At 42.5% G+C, this 15,616-nt stretch carries 15 protein-coding genes and 1 rRNA gene; all 16 read right to left on the reverse strand.

Annotated elements, in window-relative coordinates; all coding sequences use genetic code 11:
• Window positions 1-183, reverse strand: a 16S ribosomal RNA gene (locus tag ACESZG_RS08300); the annotation flags it as partial.
• Window positions 184-1,175: 992 nt separating this feature from the next.
• The gene (locus ACESZG_RS08305; protein ID WP_373217964.1) at window positions 1,176-1,835 is read right to left on the reverse strand and encodes an HAD family hydrolase; all 660 of its coding nucleotides are present in this window, start codon (window positions 1,833-1,835) and stop codon (window positions 1,176-1,178) included.
• 114 nt (window positions 1,836-1,949) lie between these two features.
• The gene (radA, locus tag ACESZG_RS08310; RefSeq protein ID WP_288674683.1) at window positions 1,950-3,326 is read right to left on the reverse strand and encodes a DNA repair protein RadA; all 1,377 of its coding nucleotides are present in this window, start codon (window positions 3,324-3,326) and stop codon (window positions 1,950-1,952) included.
• On the reverse strand, window positions 3,320-3,733 hold the full coding sequence (locus ACESZG_RS08315) for a hypothetical protein (protein WP_008705473.1): 414 nt from the start codon (window positions 3,731-3,733) through the stop codon (window positions 3,320-3,322). The genes radA and ACESZG_RS08315 overlap by 7 nt, the downstream gene beginning before the upstream one ends.
• A 229-nt stretch (window positions 3,734-3,962) precedes the next feature.
• Window positions 3,963-6,425 (reverse strand): ATP-dependent Clp protease ATP-binding subunit, encoded by a 2,463-nt coding sequence (locus ACESZG_RS08320; RefSeq protein ID WP_173721539.1) that lies wholly within the window; start codon window positions 6,423-6,425, stop codon window positions 3,963-3,965.
• A gap of 8 nt (window positions 6,426-6,433) precedes the next feature.
• On the reverse strand, window positions 6,434-6,811 hold the full coding sequence (locus ACESZG_RS08325) for a GntR family transcriptional regulator (RefSeq protein ID WP_020993363.1): 378 nt from the start codon (window positions 6,809-6,811) through the stop codon (window positions 6,434-6,436).
• Between the two features lie 179 nt (window positions 6,812-6,990).
• Complete coding sequence (locus tag ACESZG_RS08330; protein ID WP_173702414.1) at window positions 6,991-7,761, reverse strand: SseB family protein; 771 nt, start codon at window positions 7,759-7,761, stop codon at window positions 6,991-6,993.
• Between the two features lie 303 nt (window positions 7,762-8,064).
• Complete coding sequence (gene purD, locus ACESZG_RS08335; protein WP_373217968.1) at window positions 8,065-9,339, reverse strand: phosphoribosylamine--glycine ligase; 1,275 nt, start codon at window positions 9,337-9,339, stop codon at window positions 8,065-8,067.
• A 25-nt stretch (window positions 9,340-9,364) separates the two neighbouring features.
• The gene (gene purN / locus ACESZG_RS08340) at window positions 9,365-10,006 is read right to left on the reverse strand and encodes a phosphoribosylglycinamide formyltransferase (RefSeq protein WP_008705482.1); all 642 of its coding nucleotides are present in this window, start codon (window positions 10,004-10,006) and stop codon (window positions 9,365-9,367) included.
• Window positions 10,000-11,025 (reverse strand): phosphoribosylformylglycinamidine cyclo-ligase, encoded by a 1,026-nt coding sequence (purM, locus tag ACESZG_RS08345; RefSeq protein WP_008705483.1) that lies wholly within the window; start codon window positions 11,023-11,025, stop codon window positions 10,000-10,002. The genes purN and purM overlap by 7 nt, the downstream gene beginning before the upstream one ends.
• A 49-nt stretch (window positions 11,026-11,074) precedes the next feature.
• Entirely contained in the window at window positions 11,075-11,575 is a 501-nt protein-coding gene (purE, locus tag ACESZG_RS08350) for a 5-(carboxyamino)imidazole ribonucleotide mutase (protein WP_008705484.1), read from the reverse strand.
• Between the two features lie 233 nt (window positions 11,576-11,808).
• The gene (locus tag ACESZG_RS08355; protein ID WP_173704684.1) at window positions 11,809-13,827 is read right to left on the reverse strand and encodes an aminopeptidase; all 2,019 of its coding nucleotides are present in this window, start codon (window positions 13,825-13,827) and stop codon (window positions 11,809-11,811) included.
• A gap of 53 nt (window positions 13,828-13,880) precedes the next feature.
• Window positions 13,881-14,201, reverse strand: coding sequence for a DUF6142 family protein (locus ACESZG_RS08360; protein ID WP_008705486.1), 321 nt, complete (start codon window positions 14,199-14,201; stop codon window positions 13,881-13,883).
• A complete protein-coding gene (locus ACESZG_RS08365) occupies window positions 14,185-14,658 on the reverse strand; it encodes a VanZ family protein (protein ID WP_008705487.1) in 474 nt (157 codons plus the stop codon). The genes ACESZG_RS08360 and ACESZG_RS08365 overlap by 17 nt, the downstream gene beginning before the upstream one ends.
• 25 nt (window positions 14,659-14,683) lie before the next feature.
• Window positions 14,684-14,836 (reverse strand): hypothetical protein, encoded by a 153-nt coding sequence (locus ACESZG_RS08370; RefSeq protein WP_022380872.1) that lies wholly within the window; start codon window positions 14,834-14,836, stop codon window positions 14,684-14,686.
• A 78-nt stretch (window positions 14,837-14,914) separates the two neighbouring features.
• The gene (gene pyrE / locus ACESZG_RS08375) at window positions 14,915-15,595 is read right to left on the reverse strand and encodes an orotate phosphoribosyltransferase (protein WP_025579488.1); all 681 of its coding nucleotides are present in this window, start codon (window positions 15,593-15,595) and stop codon (window positions 14,915-14,917) included.
• Window positions 15,596-15,616 lie beyond the last annotated feature (21 nt).

A 15,616-nucleotide genomic window follows, 5' to 3' on the forward strand; every position in this document is an offset into this window, starting at 1 on the left:
TTAGCAGCCATTTCTGACTGTTATCCCCCTGTATAAGGCAGGTTACCCACGCGTTACTCACCCGTCCGCCACTAGAATTAAATTAAATCGACCGAAGTTTCAATAAAGTAATTCCCGTTCGACTTGCATGTGTTAAGCACGCCGCCAGCGTTCATCCTGAGCCAGGATCAAACTCTCTGATTAAATGTTTGACTCACTCAAGATAACAACTAGCTATCTCTCGTTTTACTGTTTTTGGTTTTTTAAACCGTTCTTAAAAATGTAAAGAATTTTCGAGAATCGTATGTGTTTCACTGTTTAGTTATCAAGGTTGTCTGTCTTGCGACAGCTTGTTTACTTTATCACATCTCTTTTTCTTTGTCAAGAACTTTTTTCAAGTTTTTTCAAAGTTTTTCGAACTCTTCCGGATTTCCGGACTGTTCTTCTGATCTGTGATTGTCGGCTCTGTTCAAGCGACTTGATTACTTTAACATATTCGTTTTAAGTTGTCAAGCACTTTTTTTAATTTCTTTTTTATTTCAGAAATTATCTTAAATTGTCTCTTTCTAAGAAACAATTATTTCCGACAGCTCAACTAATATAACACCGAAAGCAGTCCCTGTCAACAGTTAATTTCATAATTTGACAAACTTTTTATATTTTCACCCTAATCTCCACTAAATTCCCAACAGACATCCAGTCTATCTGACACCGGAATTCCAACCATCCTCCCCATCTATCCTTCCTATATTGCAGCACCCACATACCATATATACACAACACCCCAGCTTTTCCGTCCCATTCATACTATATGTAGGAAACTTTTCTATTCCGCCAAACTAACAAACCACCATCCCGCTTCTCTTTCAGCCATCTCTGTCACAGCCAACAGCCAGCAAGCTCAAATCATTCTCTTCGGCGACATTTGCAGGGCTTTTAGAAAAACTTAGCCCCGGGAAATCTGCGTTATTCGCAGATCACTCACTGTCTGAGCCGCTTTGCGGCGAGTTTGAGTTATCTGTGAATGCTTTTAGCAGATTTTCCGGGGCTTAGCTTTTCTTAAGGCCCGAAACCGAACCGAAGAGAATGATTTGAGCTTGCGTCCCTCTTAGCTGATCTTCCCGGGCTTAGTTTTTCTTAAGGCCCGAAACCGAGCCGAAGAGAATGATTTGAGCTTGCGTCCCTTCACATCCCTTTTACCGAATCTCCAAAAAATCCACCACCTCATAAAGCGACTCAAAAATCTCCTCCGCCAACTCCTTCATCTCCTCCGTCACCTCCATCAGATCCGGCACCATGATCGGATGCATCCCTGCTGCATAAGCCGCCCTGATTCCATTATGAGAATCCTCAATCACATAACAATTCTCCGGTCTGGTCCCCAGTCGTCTGCAAGCCTCCAGAAAAATATCCGGTTCCGGCTTACTCCGTTCCACCATATCTCCCCCGATAATCTGATCAAAATATCCCAGCAGCCCGCCATCTGAAATCTCCGAACGCACCAGTGCCTCCCGAGTAGAACTGGCAAGCCCAATCTTAAATCCCCTCATCTTCAGATATTTCAAAAGCTCCTCAACCCCCGGCTTCTTTGCCAGTTTACCTCCGGAAGCATGACTGAAAAACACCTCTGCCATCTCCGCTTTATATTCCTCATACGGAAAATCTTCACCATAATGCTTCAGAAAAACCCCTTTACTCACAACACTGTTTGTTCCCAGACACTCATGACATGCCGCCTCAACTCCTGCGATTCCATGACGTTCTGCCACTTCTTTCCACGCTTGAAGCACAAGAATCTCCGAATCAAAAATCACTCCATCCATATCAAATATCACTGTATCAATCCCACTCGCCATAACTTTTGATCCTTTCCTCTTTCTCTCTGTCAGCAGACTTTCTCAGGCAAAAATATCTTTGACGACAGTCTGATCGACTTATTCAAACCATATATAAGCCAGTAGTCTGACAATCTATTTTTTCATAATATAACCAATCGCATCACGAATCTGTGACACATAAACCAGGTTGATTCCTTCCACTTTTCCAACAGAAGACCTACACACTTCCGGAAGCACAACTGTTCCAAATCCCAGTTTTTTCGCCTCCTGCACACGCTGGCCCGCCATACTCACTGCTCGGATTTCACCACTCAGGCCAACCTCGCCAAACACCATCATATTATCAGGAATCACAATATCCTTCGCACTGGAAACAATCGCCAGACAGATCCCAAGGTCGATTGCCGGCTCTGTCATCTTCATTCCCCCTGCAATATTGACATAAGCATCCGATGCAGCCAGACGGAGTCCGACTTTCTTCTCAAGCACGGCCATAAGGAGATTCACCCTGTTAAAATCTGTTCCCACTGCTGTCCGCCTTGGAATCCCGAAATTACTCTGGCACACAAGTGCCTGGATTTCAACCAGAATCGGCCGGGTTCCTTCCATAGAACACGCCACAACAGAACCCGACGCATCCTCCGGTCTGCCATTCAGCATATATTCCGACGGATTCTTCACTTCCTCAAGACCTGTATTACACATTTCAAAAACACCAATCTCATTCGTAGATCCAAAACGATTCTTCACCGCACGCAGGATACGATAAGAAGCATGCCGGTCGCCTTCAAAATAAAGCACCGTATCCACCATATGTTCCAGAACCCTCGGGCCTGCCACATTTCCTTCTTTCGTCACATGACCTACAATAAAAATGGACACCCCCATCCCCTTTGCGATCTGCATAAGGATATTGGTAGATTCTCTCACCTGAGAGACACTTCCCGGTGCCGAACTTACATCTTCGTGAAACATAGTCTGAATGGAGTCGATCACAACCACATCCGGTTTCCTGCGCTCGATCACCTCGCGTATCACTTCCAGGTTCGTCTCACATAAAAGCTGCATCTTATCCGTAAACTGCCCGATACGATTAGCTCTCAGCTTAATCTGTCTCAGAGATTCCTCGCCTGAAATATAAAGGACCGAAACCTGCTTCTCTGCCAGATTCCTGCACACCTGTAAAAGCAGCGTTGATTTTCCGATTCCCGGATCTCCTCCCACTAAAACAAGGGAGCCGGGGACGATACCGCCGCCCAGCACCCTGTCAAGTTCACCAATCTGAGTTGTCTGCCGTTCATCTTCTGACAGGCTGATGTCTTTAAGGATCACCGGTTCCTGCCTTTTTTCTGATGATTTCATTGCTCCGGAAGAGGATGGCTTCTTTGTGGAAACTGTCTCTTCCACAAAGGTGTTCCAGGACTTGCATCCCGGGCACTGCCCCATCCATTTTGCGGATTCATATCCGCACTCCTGGCAAAAATATACCGTCTTTTTATTTTTCAGCATTTTACAATCTTTACTTCTACTCTTGCAGCATTGCCAAGTTCCACGCTAAAGGAAAGTTTACCGCCCAGGTTTGTTTTCATCTTACCTGTGCTTGCCTGCTCAATAAATACTTCATATTCTGTATCCGGCTCCATCTCCACTGTGATCTGTGCATCTTCCGGTCCCTCTACATGGAAATCCATCTGAGCTTCACTCTGTGTAAGATTAAATACTGCTGTTCCCGGAACTGATTCGTAAACGAACATTCCGTTTCTCTCGAGCTTGGTAATCTCCTTAAAAGTTTTTACTTTATACATATCGCCCTGATGCTGATAGTCTGATAATTTAGACTTCTGTGCAAGCTCATAGTCACCAAAGCTGATTGCTCCATTCTCTTCTGTACGGATTAATTCTTTTACTACTGCCATTTCCTATGTCCTCCTAAGACTCTTTTGTTTGCCGCTCCACCGGTTCATCTGCCGATGCCGTACAGTTTTTCACTATCTCTGTACTTTTCCGACATTTTATGTGCTTATTATATAATACATTCACTTTTTTGACCAGTATCTCACTGATTTTTTTATACTAATTTCACAATTTCTGTGAATCATGTGAGTCCTCTGCTTTAATTGTAAATATCTGTCTGCTCAGAGATTTCTACTGTTTTTTCACTTCAAATGCAATCTCGTTTTTATGAAGTTTCACCTGTACACTATCTCCACGTTTTACTCTGCCTTCCAGAATCTCGTTTGCAAGCGCATCTTCTATCTTACTCTGAATTGCACGACGCAGCGGTCTGGCACCATATTTATTATCAGAACCTTTTTCTGCAATAAAATCTTTCACAGCATTTGTCACTGTAAGATGAATTTCCATCTGTTCTGCACATCGTTTCTCCAGTGTTTTAAGAAGCAATGTCACAATTTTCCGGATATCTTCTTTATTCAGCACATGGAACACCATGATATCGTCAATTCGGTTCAGGAACTCCGGTTTGAAAATCCGGCGCACTTCTTCCATCACACCGCCTTTCATTCGTTCATAGTCTTTCTTCTCATCATTATCAGACATGAATCCCAGACGTTTCGGTTCCATGATCGCCTGTGCCCCTGCGTTGGAAGTCATAATAATAATCGTCTGTTTGAAGTCGACTTTTCTTCCCTGTGCATCTGTAATATGACCGTCATCCAGCACCTGTAAAAGTATATTAAACACATCCGGATGTGCCTTCTCAATCTCATCAAAAAGCAATACACTGTACGGATTTCTGCGGACCTTCTCACTGAGCTGGCCGCCTTCTTCATATCCTACATATCCCGGAGGAGAACCGATCAGCTTGGAGACACTGTGTTTCTCCATATATTCGGACATATCTACACGAATCATCGCCTGTTCACTTCCAAAGACAGCTTCTGCCAGAGCCTTGGAAAGTTCTGTCTTACCAACACCTGTAGGTCCAAGGAAAAGGAAAGAACCAATGGGACGGTTCGGATCTTTAAGTCCTACTCTTCCCCGTTTCACTGCCTGCGCAACAGCTTTCACTGCCTCATCCTGTCCGATCACACGTTTATGAAGTTCTTTCTCCAGACGAGCAAGACGTTTGGTTTCTCCCTCTGTCAGTTTCTGAAGAGGAATCTTTGTCCAGTCAGAAATCGTCTCTGCAATAGCAGCTTCATCTACAACAAGTTTCTTCCTCTTATTTCTACGTTCAGTCTTAATGCGGATTTTCTCCATTTCGGCTTCCACTTCATTTTGGCGTACCTGTGCTTTTTTTGCGCGTTCAATATCTGCAGTCTTAACTGCCTGTTCTTTCTCCTCACGAAGTTCATTCAGTTCCAGTTCATATTGTTCCATTTCAGGTGCTGACTGATAACCCGCAAGCTGAACCTTTGATGCTGCTTCATCAATAATATCAATTGCCTTATCCGGAAGGAAACGGTCATTGATATATCTTTGTGACATTTTTACTGCTGCCTCAAGTGCCTCATCTTCAATCTTTACCCCATGATGTTTCTCATAATATGGACGCAGACCTTTAAGGATCTCAACAGTCTCCTCTGAAGATGGTTCTTCCACTGTCACAGGCTGGAATCTTCGTTCCAATGCTGCGTCTTTTTCAATATATTTACGGTATTCCTCCAGAGTAGTCGCGCCGATAAGCTGAATCTCACCTCTGGAAAGAGAAGGTTTCAGGATATTAGAAGCATCCAGTGCTCCCTCCGCTCCACCTGCTCCGATGATGGTATGGATTTCATCAATGAACAGCAGAATTCCCTGATGTTCTTTTACTTCCTGGATCACATTCTTAATGCGTTCCTCAAATTCACCTCTGTATTTGCTTCCCGCAACCATGCCGGAAAGATCTAACACAACAAGACGCTTATCCTTCACTGTATCCGGAACCATTCCCATAACGATGCGCTGTGCAAGTCCCTCTACAATGGCAGTCTTACCTACTCCGGGTTCCCCTGTCAGACACGGATTATTCTTCGTACGTCTGCTCAGAATCTGAATCAGTCTGGTAATTTCTTTATCACGCCCTATCACAGGATCCAGTTTTCCCTCTGCTGCAAGCTGTGTCAGGTCACGACTGTACTGATCCAGCGTAGGGGTACTGGTCACTTTTTTGTTTCCCGCATTCCTTGCGTACTGAAATTCCTCTGCAATGGTATCATTGTCAAATCCCATAGCTGTCAGGATAGCCGCAAACAACTTCTGGATATTTACTCCCATTGTAAAAAGCAGTCTGGTTGCTACGCAGTCTGTCTCTTTCAGAAGCGAAAGCAACAGGTGCTCTGTTCCGCAAAGACATTCCATACTCTCAGCATCTTCCTTCGCCTGTTCAATGATCCTTCTTGCTCTCGGGCTGTACTGGGGATCTTTTGTTTCTGCTGCCGCAGTATTGCCCTGAACCGGTGTAACCAGGCTACTGATAAGTTCCCTGAGTTTTTCTTCTTCTACGTTAAATTCCTGCAGCACTTTTCCCGCAGTGCCTTCAGGTTCTTTCAAAAGACCTGCAAGAAGATGTTCTGTTCCGATATATCCATGTCCACAGGTTTTCGCAGTTGTCTTTGCCAATTTGAGGGCATTCTCTGCCTGTCTGGTAAATTGTCTCTCCATGTCCTCTCCTATCTGTTTTCATCATATTCGTCAAAAATCTCATCAATAAGCTGATGTACTTCCTCTCTGCTTACGCTCTTGCAACATCCTTTCGCAAGCGCCACCATGAGATTCTGTTTCAGTTCTTCCAATGCTTTCCGTTTATTTACATCAATAGAAATCACTGCACCACGTCTGCGGTCGATAGTGACAAATCCCTCCTGTCGCAACAGTGAATATGCTTTATTTACTGTATGCATATTTATCCCAACTGTATCTGCAAGCTGTCTCACTGATGGCAGTGTATCTCCCTCCTGCAGTCTTGACGTAGCAATCCCCATGATGATCTGATTGGTCAGCTGGATGTAAATGGCTTCATCACTGCTGAAATCTATTTCTATCATCATACGTTTTCTTCTCCTTTTTGTGTTACACATATCCTAGCACAAACCAACATTTTTTGCAACAGAAAGACGTATTGCTGTATTATTTTTCAAAACAAAAAGGGGTGTACTGCCATGTTCTCACACAGCATGCACACCCTTTATCTTCTTTCGGTCAACTGAATTTCATCTACATGACTTGATTATTTTAAGCCAATGATCTTATTGAGCTGTTCTCTGTTCAGAACAAGGTTAAAGCCTAATGGATTAACTGCATAAGCCATTGCCTTATCGATTAACAGCTCCGGAAGTTTTGCAAACGGTACTTTCGCAATACGCAGCTTCTGACCTTTTGTAAACTTCTCAAGTTCCATAACGTCTGTAAATACAGGCTGGAGAATTTCTTCTTTTTTATTTTTGAGATACGGAATATTGATCTTCTTAGGATCTTCAGGGTCTACATTCATAGCAACCAGATATTCGGATTTCTTCAGGTTTACGATCAGTTCTTCCTCAAGCTCACGAAGATTTCCATGCTGATCCTTCTCTACCGGACGGCGGAGTTCCTGCATAAAGTAAATGCCGGAAAGCTCCAGTGTAGGATTCAGAAGCGGTCTCTTAGCCGGCTCAATCTTGCTCATATCTGCCTGTTTTGCAATATCAGTAAGATCAATCTCAATCTTATCTTCACCATCTACCCATACAACTGTATTTACGCCAATTGCATAGAAAGTTCCATATAATCTGGGATAATCCTTCTTGGTAAATTTCATACCCATAAGAAGAACCTTTTCTTCCAGCATTTTTTTGCCGAATTCTTTGATTCCTTCTTCTGTTGAAAAAATCCATGCCTGATCATTAAATGTCTCTTCATCACATTTCACATACGGAAGCTTTGTAGCCTGTGAATATGCCACAAAAATCTCCTCTCTGGTCTGTAATTCTTTGATTGCTTCTTCTTTGCTGATTCCCATGCTCTTATCCTCTCTGTCTCATTTCTTTTATGATCTTCTGTATTTTCTTATCTACATAATTTCTGTTCATAAATTTTCCCCTGCTGTCCGGAGTTCGATTACGTTTCTGTTTTACAGCACTGTTTTATTTTATAACAGATTGCATGAAAAGTAAAGAAAATAGCCTATATTATTTATGCAAAAACATTTACAAAAAAATCAGAAAACAGTCCGGTCTGGTTTTAAACCTTTCTGTTTTCTGATCTGTTTTACAGTAATCATCCAAAATACATTTTTTCTGAAACTGCAGCACCTCAAAATTATTTATGCTTCATCAATTGCCTTACCAATATCATGGCGAATATATTTATTTGCAAATGTGATCCACTCTGTGGCTTCATAGGCATTTTTTCTTGCTTCCTTCAGGTCTTTTCCTGTAGCTGTGATTCCCAGGACACGACCTCCGTTGGTTACGATCTGACCATCTTTTAATTTGGTTCCTGCATGGAAACAATAATAACCATCCTTACCTTTGAAGTTCTCAAAGCCGTACATTGGGATACCTTTTTCATATTTTACAGGATATCCATCACTTGCAAGTACTACGCACACTGCTGCATTATCCTCGAACTGAAGGTCTACCTGGTCCAGTGTTCCATTTACGCAAGCTTCCATTACTTCAATGATATCATTCTTCATACGTGGCAGGACTACCTGTGCTTCCGGATCTCCGAAGCGTGCATTATATTCCAATACCTTCGGGCCATCTGCGGTAAGCATAAGACCAAAGAAAATGATTCCCTTAAATGGGCGTCCTTCTGCAGCCATTGCGTCCACTGTCGGCTGATATACATATTTCCTGCAGAATTCATCTACCTCTTCTGTGTAGAACGGACTCGGGGAGAAAGTTCCCATTCCGCCCGTATTCAATCCCTGATCACCGTCCTGAGCGCGTTTGTGATCCTGTGCGGATGTCATTGTACGGATAGTTTTTCCATCTACAAATGATAACACAGAGACTTCACGTCCTGTCATAAATTCTTCGATGACCATGGTATTTCCGGCATTTCCGAATTTCTTATCTTCCATGATCTCTTTTACGCCATCTTCTGCCTCTTTCAGATCCTGACAGATCAGTACTCCCTTGCCGAGTGCAAGACCATCAGCCTTCAGGACAATTGGAAATCTGGCTTCTGTGCGGAGATATTCCAGTGCTTTCTCAGGATCATCAAAATTCTCATATGCTGCTGTCGGGATATTATATTTCTTCATTAAATCTTTCGAGAAAGCTTTAGATCCCTCAAGGATCGCAGCGTTCTTTCTTGGTCCGAATACTTTCAGACCGCGGGCCTCAAATACATCTACGACACCACCGACCAGCGGATCATCCATGCCAATGATCGTAAGATCGATTTCTTTTTCCTGTGCAAAATCAGCAAGTTTCTCAAATTCCATTGCACCGATATCTACACATTCTGCAAGCTCTGCGATTCCTGCATTTCCAGGTGCACAATAAATTTTATCTACTTTCGGGCTTTTTGAAACACTCCATGCAATCGCATGTTCTCTGCCACCGCTACCTACAATTAAGACTTTCATTTTATCTTGCCGCTCCTTTTTGTATCTACTCTTCCGTATCGTATTCTTCTATTTCCACTCTTCCATCCACAACCTTCACCTTGCCATTGGCAATGAGATTGATTGCCTTAGGAAGAATTTTCCACTCTGCTTTCTCCATGACACGTCTCTGGAGAACTTCCGGAGTGTCATCAGATTTAATTTTCACTGCTTTCTGAAGAATAATCGGACCGGTATCTGTGCCAGTATCAACGAAATGTACCGTAGCGCCTGTAACACGAACCCCTCTTGCTAACGCTTTCTCATGCACATGAAGTCCGTAATAACCAACTCCGCAGAAAGACGGAATCAGTGACGGATGGATATTAATGATCTTATTTGGATATGCTTCCACGATCATCGGCGGGATTGCTACGAGGAATCCTGCCAGAACGATAAGCTCTACGCCACTCTCTTTCAGCTTTTCCAGAAGTGTTTTGTGAAATTCTTCTCTGCTTTCATACTGTTTCGGAGAAATACATACGGCTTCTATGTTATGGTTCTTCGCTCTCTCCAGCGCATAAGCCTTCGGATTATTGCTGATAACCAGAGAAACTTCTGCATTTGTAATCTTTCCACAGTCAATGGCATCCAGGATAGCCTGCAGATTCGTGCCGCCTCCTGAAACCAGTACACCGACTTTTAACATAAAGTCACTCCCTTTTCACCATCTTCGATACGTCCTACTACATACGGAGTGTCACCTGCTGCTTTGATCGCTTCCATTGTTTTGTCCACATCTGCTGCATCTACAGCAAGGATCATTCCAAGTCCCATGTTATAAGTATTGTACATCATCTGTTCATCAATATTGCCTTTTTCAGCAAGAAGTTTGAAGATTGGAAGTACCGGATAGCTGTTCTTTTCCACAACTGCACGTGTTCCCTCTTTAAGCATTCTCGGAATATTTTCATAAAAACCGCCGCCTGTGATATGACTGCATGCGTGCACACGAACTCCGGCATTTTTAATGCTCTTTAATGCTTTTACATAGATTCTGGTTGGTGCCAGAAGTGCTTCACCAAGTGTTGTTCCAAGTTCTTCATAATAAGTATCAAGAGATTCCTTTGTCATATCAAAAACTTTACGGACAAGAGAAAATCCGTTACTGTGAACACCTGTGGATGCCATACCGATCAAAACATCTCCTGCTTTCAGTTCTTCACCTGTGATCATCTCTTTTTTATCGCAGACACCTACTGCGAAACCAGCCAGGTCATATTCGTCTTCCGGCATCAGTCCCGGATGCTCTGCTGTCTCACCACCGATCAGAGCTGCATCTGACTGCACACAGCCTTCTGCAACGCCGCCTACGATAGCTGCAATCTTTTCCGGATAATTCTTACCACATGCAATATAATCAAGGAAGAATAATGGTTCTCCGCCTGCACATGCAATATCATTGACACACATGGCAACTGCATCAATGCCAATGGTGTCATGCTTGTCCATAACCATAGCAAGTTTTACTTTAGTTCCACATCCATCTGTACCTGATAATAATACCGGTTCTTCCATTTCTTTGATCTTAGCAAGAGAAAAGGCACCGGAAAATCCTCCCAGTCCTCCCAGCACTTCTTCACGCATGGTTCTCTTTACATGCTCTTTCATCAGCTCTACTGATTTATATCCTGCTTCAATATCTACTCCAGCGGTCTTGTAATCCATGATAATCCTCCGTTTTTACCCCTGATCCTGTTTATGGACCTGAGTTATCTTAGTAATTTTTATATCCGACTTCCTGTAATCTTGCGTCTTTTGCTTCCACCTGTTCTTTTAATTCCTGGCTGTAAGCCTTTAATTTTGCAAGAAGTTCCTCATCTGATGTTGCAAGTATCTTAGCTGCCAGAAGTCCTGCGTTTGCGCCTCCGTTGATAGCGACTGTTGCAACCGGGATTCCTGACGGCATCTGTACGATAGAATAAAGGGAATCTCTTCCTCCCAGAGAAGTGGTGTGCATAGGAATTCCGATAACCGGCATCGGGAAGATTGCTGCGCACATTCCCGGCAGATGAGCTGCCATTCCTGCACCTGCAATGATTACTTTAAAGCCTTTTTCCTCTGCTGTTTTTGCATATTCAAAAAAGACATCCGGTTCCCTGTGTGCGGAAATGATCTTTATCTCGTAATCAATTCCCAGTTTCTCCAGAATGTCTGCTGCTTTGCTCATGATCGGCATATCTGAGTCGCTGCCCATCACAATTCCTACTTTTGCCATGATTATTCTCCTTTTCTTCTCAAGTATTCTCAGACAGACCAGATTTTATCTGTCCGGGACTTTGTTTTTATTTTATTGATAAAAAAAGTACGGTCAGAAAAGATTTTATCAAAACCCTCTCTAACCGTAGATTCTACTAAGATTCCCTTTTTCTGTCAATAAAATTAATGCAAAGAAATATTTTAACGAACTAATAAATTTTTTTGTATTCCGAACTTAATAGGAAAATGCCTTTATTCCCCAAACGGCTCGTTCAGAGCTTCCGTACCCGGAAGGACAAATCTTCCATCTTCAATAATAGAGATCATATCCCCCTCATCATCAATCGTACGGATGCTTCCCAGTTCGTCATATGGGATCGTAATATCTGTGTGACATCCATAATAAGCAAGGCTGACGTCTTCTTTTCGCATCTCGGAAATCTCATTGTCTCTTGCGATGATCTCTTTACCATCCGGATTATAGACCGGAGTATCTTCTGACCAACTGTAACAGGTATCACCAACTGCAAAATGCGGTCCCATTTTCTCCGCGATCAGAATCGGAAGTTTGTCTGCGATATTATATTTCTGCGCTGCCACATAAGCTGTTGTATTAGTTCCGATTGCAAATTCTCCCATTGCAAGTTTCGGATGATGGAACAGAATATTATCTTCAATATATTTACGGTTCTCTTCCTCTGTCTCAAAATTAGAACAGCTGTAATCGATCACCTGTCCGCAGTCAAACACAAGCTTCAGGTCACAAAACTGCAGTCCGTTAAGATATACTTTTGAAACATGAAGCATTCCGCCTGTTCCTGCAAGCACCGGTGAAGTAAATACTTCACCCAGAGGAATATTTACATCTGCCACACAGTTCTCAAAATTTGTCTGTGTTTTCGCATCTGTTAATGTATGAAGATGAATGAGCAGATCTGTCTCATTCTCTCCCTTTCCCTTGATTTCCACCCATTCACAGGTATCAAGAGTATCTATGATCGTCTGCTGGATCTTCTGATATTTCTTATAATCCAATGTATTGATCTTTACGATCTCGCGGAAAATTTCCGGAAAATCCTCTCCGATCTCAGGTATCGGATAAGCAATGATCGTAAAACTTCTTTCCTCACCTTTGATATAACGATTTGTGATTTGACCGGATTCATTGTCCAGTTCCAGCTGAAGCTTCTGCTGTGCTTCTGTAAACGCCCAGCTTTCCGGTTTACTTACCGGTGAAAACGGCTTCTCTCCAAATGTCTCGATCACAGCCGGTCCGCCATGTACATCTGCCAGATCTGCATATTCATCATAAGAAGTCTGCATGGCACGAAGTTTACGCTTTACAAAATCCGGATTCAGAAACAGCGCACTGTCCTGTCTGTGGTCATAATCAAACTGCGGATTTGCAATTCCTCCTGTAAATCCATTTCTGAACTGATTCCGTCTGTTCACCGCATGAAGTGCATGGCGGTAAATAACCGTCTGCAGCCCCATCTCCCGGAACTGAAGAACAGCCGCTTTTACCATACGCTCAAAGCCAAGATGATAACGTATATTAACCGTTTTCTTCTTTGTAATATCTTTTCTTCCTGTGATGAATCCCATCCGATAGCCTTCTGTATAAGTACGTGCCATCTCATCAATTTCCCTCTGGGAAAGTGAATTCATAAATTCTGCTGTTTTCAGTTCATTTTCCGATACATATTCGCCGGACTGATACAGATAACTCAGATCGCTCAGATCAGAATCCATGATCATTTCAACCACAAAATTATTCTCAGGATCAATCGCCTCTCTGATCCGATTTTCCACCATATCCTGGCAGTAGTCATTCACATAGGAAACGAGAATTTCTTTCACCTGTTTCTCAGCAGGAATTTCTTCCTGCGTAAATGCAGAATAGATTTCCAGAAACAATTCAAGTACAACCGTAAGATCCCATGCTTTTTTTTCAAACGCATAAGCAATCGTGCCATAAAGTTCTGTATAAAGAAAGGTAAATACTTTTCCGTATTCTCCCAGCATTTTCTGTGCATATGCAGGATTTCCATAAGAATTTTCATAATTTTCGGGCAGAATATCCTGATATAATTCATGATTCTGTTCCTGAAGTTCTTCAAGATTTTTCCCCGCAATTCCATGGTCCATCACATGAATCACCTGCTGTAAAAACATTGCTTCTTTTGTAAAAAAATCGCAGTACGGTTCTTCTGCCATTTTCTCGTCCGGTATCTGAGCGATTCTTTCTTTCGCCAGTTCATACCGTTCCATAACCCATTCGTCCAAACTATATTTCTCCTTTTTCTATCAGACTTCCCTGTTAATCAGCCGGAAATTCCCATCAGAAAGATTCCCAGCCATCCGATCATTATGATTCCGTTTGCAATAGAGCCGATCATACCTGCTTTGTGTGTCCGGTTTTCTTCTGAAAAGCTTTTCAGTCCCATCGCAAATCCATATACAGACAGAAGCATTGCGCAAAGACTGATCCCGCCTACAATATATCCGTATTGTCCCTGCAAAAAAAATGCCAGCAAAACTGCAGTCACAAATAAAACCAGTGAAACAGCCGCCAGCACTGCTGACAGTTTTCCCTGCTGTGCCTCTCTTTTCTTTGCAAACGCATATCTATATCTTTTTGCCATAAATTTTTCTCCTCAGGTGATCGCAGATAAAAAAAAGCAGATATCCCAGAGCCGCCCCTGCTGTATTCAATATCATATCATCTACGTCAAAGCACCCAACCTTTGTAATAAGCTGGATGACCTCTACCGTAACACTAAGCCCAAATCCTGCCAGTACGATCAGCCATCCGCTTCTCATTTTGTCCAGAATAACCGGCAGTATAAATCCAAATGGAAGAAAACCAATTACATTTCCAAAAAGATTTGTAACTACCGCCATAAGTCCAAGCTGTTTCCTGTATACCCAGAAACGCCTTATCTCAACAAACGGTATCAGATTATATCTGTACTGTCTTTCTTCCATTGCTGCTCTTCCGTATTCTTCTGAAAAGAACAGAAAATAAATCAGTGCCAGAACATACAGGATAAACAAAATGGTTCCCAGTGTCCGTATGATATGCTTCGTTTCTTTTTTCAATGTTTTCTCCTGTTTCTGAAGCCTTTTATATCAATATCTCTGATTTCTTTTTCAGCAGTCTTGCACCGTTTACGATCATCATGATCCCTGTTACGATTCCCGTTGCCAGTACAATGATCCCGACTGTCAGACTGCAGGCTCCTGTGGAAGACATGGTTTTATAAATTTTTTCGTTCATAATCGTCCTCATCAGTATCATGATCTGCTTTCGCAGATCATGATATCTTATTTATAAATCGCTGTTACCTGTATTTGCTTATTTTGCACCGTACTGCTCATAATATGCGTCGATTGCGGCTTTCAATGTATCGTCAATGATTACTTTTCCTTTATATTCTTTATTATAAAGATGTTCAATGACCTCTTTCATTGTAACAATCGCATTTGTTTCAAACCCATAAAGGTCATGGACTTCGTCAAGGGCACACTTCACGCCGCCTTTTCCGACTTCCATGCGGTCCAGAGAAACCATAAGACCGACGATTTCCACATCAGCCGCACCTTTTACCTTCGGTACTGTCTCTTCCATGGATTTACCGGATGTTGTTACATCTTCGATCATCACTACACGATCGCCGTCTTTTAATTTACTTCCGAGGAAGCTTCCCTTATCTGCACCATGGTCTTTTTCTTCCTTACGGTCTGAACAGTAGCGGATTTCTTTTCCATATAATTCGCTGAATGCAATTGCAGTTACAACACTTAACGGGATTCCCTTATATGCAGGTCCGAAAAGCACATCGAAATCATCGCCATATTTATCATGAATGGCATGTGCGTAGTACTCACCCAGTTTCTTTAACTGAGAACCTGTCACATATCCGCCTGCATTCATAAAAAACGGGGACTTTCTTCCGCTTTTAAGGGTGAATTCTCCGAATTTCAGAACTTCACTGTCTACCATAAATTCAATAAATTCCTGTTTATACTGTTCCATCTTATGTTATGCCTCCTGTAT

This window comes from Blautia sp. Marseille-P2398, from assembly GCF_964240315.1.
GTDB lineage: Bacteria > Bacillota > Clostridia > Lachnospirales > Lachnospiraceae > Blautia_A > Blautia_A wexlerae.